The organism is Kitasatospora sp. NPDC059747, from assembly GCF_042732955.1.
In the GTDB taxonomy this organism is placed as follows: domain Bacteria; phylum Actinomycetota; class Actinomycetes; order Streptomycetales; family Streptomycetaceae; genus Kitasatospora.
This window is the reverse complement of sequence record NZ_JBHWGV010000181.1, coordinates 9,485-13,078: the sequence shown is the minus strand read 5'-3', so window position 1 is coordinate 13,078 and position 3,594 is coordinate 9,485. Positions and strand designations below refer to the sequence as shown.

The window sequence follows — 3,594 nt, the reverse complement described above, 5'->3', positions numbered from 1 at the left end:
TGATCTTGGAAGCTGTGCCTGGCTCGCTCCGAGGGACACCTCAACCCGGCAGATCGTCATGAACCGGACGTCCTATAACTACGCCGAAGCCCTGGCATTGAGGGAGCCGCACGAGCTGGAGCGGATGCTCCGGCTCAAGCACGATCAACTGGTGGTCCACGGCAGCGTTCACTACGGCGAGAAGGAATCCCAAGCCGAGCAGGCTGCCAGGCGCTCGCGCAAGAAGCTGCGGCCACTGCCGGAGAGCCCCTACAGATTGGTCACCACCACTGGTGAGAACGTGCCATGGTTCCACGGAGAGGGGAGTTTCGACTCCACCGTGTTCTGTCTCGACCTGCCTGATGTCGACTGGGTTCCGGCCGCCGGGAGCGGCGTTTCCCTGGACATGCCGGTCGGTGCCTGGGACCAAAGAGAGCTGCTCCGTCTCTTGCAGTCGCTCGACGAGCTCGGGTGGATCGGGCGGAAAGGCCACTGGAGCATCCAGCAGCACCGCCGCAACTGGCACGGCACCGGAGCCCGCTCCTTCACAGACGCGCTTACGGACTGGAAGGAACGGACGGACGAACTCGAAGACCCGCACCACAGCGAGGAGTTCGTCTACTTCGAAGCCTGCGACGGCGGGTTCTTCACGATGTCCGGCAATGTCTCCGCGGAGCGCACCCGCCGCGTGTCGCGCTGCAACGTGTCGTTCCAGTTGGTCGGGATGCCCCTGGACCCTGGTTCGCTACAGCAGCTCTACCGGCGGTTCGATGTGCCCAGCCGTGGATACTTCCGGCCCTTGGTCGAGCGAGCCGTCACGCGACAGCGCGTCGCCGGCAGCGTCCCCCTCAAGGTACTGGGGTACATCGTGGAGCCCGCCGACCAGCGATGGGACAACGAAGACTGGGTCGTGGGCATCCTGGCGGAAAATCCGTATGGGCCCACCGGGGCGCCAGCGCCCGACGAACTGGCCGGATACCCGGCGAACTCAGGCGTCATCGCCTGTGCGCTGCGCTCGCACCACCCTCTCGGTAAGACCAAAGAGCGGTGCGAGCTGTGGTCCTACGAGCGTGCCCGAACCTCCGACGCCACCGCGCTACGGATCGTCGCTGAGTGGTGGGACACCGAGGAGAGCATCGAAGATCGGCCCCCCGCGCCCGACGCGCTACTTCCGAGTCCAGGGCATCGACGTGCCTCCTGACCTAGCGCCTGCGGAGACGACACCCTCGAACGGTGACCGCTACTGACGACGACGGGTAGGACAGTTGCTCTCCACTGAGGTACCCGGGAAGCAGAACGAACCGTCACTGGTGTCGGTGACGGTCCTCGCCGTTCGGCCACCGCCTCGGGACGGATGATCGGGCGGCGGCTGACCAAACAGCTTGAGGCTGTCCACGGTGCCGGTGAAGCCGTTCAGACGGTTGCCTCGCTGGGGGCCGGCCTGTTAGCGAGCAGGTCGCTCCAGTAACCCTGGCCCAGAGGTTTCAAGTTCCGGACGGTCGCGGGCCTCCAGCGTGGGCGGTCCGGGATGCTCTCGTCGTCCGGGGCGGGCAGAGTGCCTCGGCTCGTGCGGCTCCAGGCAGCGCCGACGCTGATGCCCAGGTACGCGTCGACCTCGGCGTAGCCCCAGCGCTGCTGGTCGTCGGCCATGTGCTGTCCTTCTTCCGTGCTTAGGTGACGGGCGTACGCGGCGCCGGGCGGGTGGGCGTACGGCGAGGCCGCCCCGGCTGGACGGCGCGGGGCGGCCTTGTGCGGTGGTGGTCAGGAGTCGGCGAGCCGGTTGGCGAGTTCGAGGGCTGCGGTGGCTACGGCGAGGGCGGAGCACAGGCCGGTGACCTCCTGGAGGGTGGGGCGCACCAGGCGGGGCCAGTCGTCGGGGGCGGCAGGCCAGGTGGCGAGGTGGACGTCGGCGGTGGCGAGGCCGAGGCGGGCGGTGACGTCCCAGCCGGAGCCGGGGGCGGGCTCCCACCGCAGCAGGATGCGGCCGAAGGGGAGTCTGAGCACGGTGGTCGGGATCCAGAGGACCTCGATCGAGCGCTCGGGGGCGGTGGGGATGCGGCGGACGAGCGCTCCGCTGGCCCATGGCGGCATGGGGTGTAGGGCGAACCTGTCGAGCGGCTGCGGGTGGCTGACGCGGTGGGTGTTCGGGATGCGGGTTCCTCCGGTCGGGGCGGTTCAGGACCAGGCGAGTTCGTCGCGGACGGGGTGCGGTAGGTAGCCCTCCTGGCCGTCCTCTGCCAGGTAGGCGAGGCCGTCGTGGACGACGACGTTCGAGGCGAGCAGGTGAGAGAAGGGGAAGTCCGGGTTCACGGCGATGCGGACCCGCAGGCTCGGGTCCAGGTTCTGGAGCTGGGCGATCAAGTGGGCGACGGTCAGATACTGGGGCATGTCCGGTCTCCGGGAGGTGGTGGGCGTGGGGCGGCCGAGGATGCGGGCGGTCACAGAGGTCGAGGCGTAGCAGGTTGCGCGGCACGGCCGCACCGCTCTTGGTCCGGTGCGTCGTGAGGTGGGTCTTGCCGGACTGGGCGACGACGTTCTCGGCGCCGTCCGCGATGTCCCAGCCGCAGGTGCAGGCGGCCTGCACGCGGGTACGGCCGGGGCAGTTGGGGGCGAGCGGCTCGCTAGAGGAGGAGTGCTGGTGCTCGGGCGGACAGGGGCTGCAGTCGTCGTGAAGGTGGGCCAGCAGCAAGCGGTGAGCCGCCATAGAGGTCTTCTCGGGTTGTGCGCGGTTCAGCCGGTACGGGTGTGGGCGGGCAGGGTGCTATGCGGTCGGCTTTCGCGGGGCAGGACGAGGAGGAGCTCGTCGGCGGGCCACGGGTCGCAGGTCTCCCAGGGGTAGTCCCGGGTGAGGACGACGGTGCCGTGCGGGCCCTGGACTTCGGGAAGGCCGCAGACGCCGCAGCCGCACTTCGGGTCGTAGGGCCCGGGGCTGGCTGGGTAGGGGCCGGAGGCGAAGTAGTCGGTGGCGTGCAGGCGGCCGGGGGTGGCGGGCTGGAAGCCGGAGACGATCAAGTCGCCGTCGCGGACCTGGTTGGCGCGGACGATGTGCAGGCTGGGGTTCGTGAGGATGTCGCGGGCGGCGTGGTGCTCTGTGATGGCGGTGACGAGGACCGGGTGAAGGTCGATGTCGTGGGTGCTTGTGATGTCGATCCCTTCGCTGACCTGCGGTTGTTTCCGACACCAGAACTTTGGCATGCAGGGTGCCGAGGTTCGTAGTCGTTTCCGGGGCGCGGCAGTCTGCCGTGGGCGAACCGCGGGGAATGGATCGGCGTCTTCTTGTGCTGTAGCAAGGTTGCGGCAAGGAGCCGTGCAAAATCGGACGGGGGATGAAGACGTGGTGCCGAGCAGAGATTTGGGTGCGCTGGAGCGCAAGGTCCGGGCAGCGGGGCGGCCGTGGACGATGGGCGACATCGCGATGGTCGCCGACGGCCAGTGGGCGGTGCGTACGAAGACCGCCGGCGTGCGGCAGGGAGCCGTGATCGAGGACCGATTGGCGGACGGGCAGCGGGTGGAGCTGACCGTGGCGGAACTGGCCCGGGGGGGGGGGGGGGGGCGCCCCCCCCCCCCCCCCCCCCGCCCGAGAAGAAACCAGATTTTATACAGGTTGTGGTGGGG

General features: G+C 69.0%; 5 protein-coding genes. 1 reads left to right on the top strand and 4 read right to left on the bottom strand.

Features of this window, described 5'->3' with window-relative positions; all coding sequences use genetic code 11:
* On the top strand, positions 1-1,180 hold a 1,180-nt coding region (locus ACFV4G_RS40890), incomplete at its 5' end, for a hypothetical protein (RefSeq protein ID WP_380448255.1).
* A 212-nt stretch (positions 1,181-1,392) separates the two neighbouring features.
* Here ACFV4G_RS40890 and ACFV4G_RS40885 read toward each other — a convergent pair.
* From ACFV4G_RS40885 to ACFV4G_RS40870, 4 genes are all read right to left on the bottom strand, one after another.
* Entirely contained in the window at positions 1,393-1,629 is a 237-nt protein-coding gene (locus tag ACFV4G_RS40885; RefSeq protein WP_380448253.1) for a MarR family transcriptional regulator, read from the bottom strand.
* Positions 1,630-1,740: 111 nt separating this feature from the next.
* On the bottom strand, positions 1,741-2,070 hold the full coding sequence (locus ACFV4G_RS40880; protein ID WP_380448251.1) for an esterase: 330 nt from the start codon (positions 2,068-2,070) through the stop codon (positions 1,741-1,743).
* 84 nt (positions 2,071-2,154) lie between these two features.
* Complete coding sequence (locus ACFV4G_RS40875) at positions 2,155-2,367, bottom strand: hypothetical protein (protein WP_380448249.1); 213 nt, start codon at positions 2,365-2,367, stop codon at positions 2,155-2,157.
* 342 nt (positions 2,368-2,709) lie between these two features.
* Positions 2,710-3,174 carry a hypothetical protein gene (locus ACFV4G_RS40870; RefSeq protein ID WP_380448247.1) on the bottom strand — a complete coding sequence of 155 codons (465 nt, stop codon included), beginning with the start codon at positions 3,172-3,174 and terminating at the stop codon, positions 2,710-2,712.
* Between the last annotated feature and the right edge of the window lie 420 nt (positions 3,175-3,594).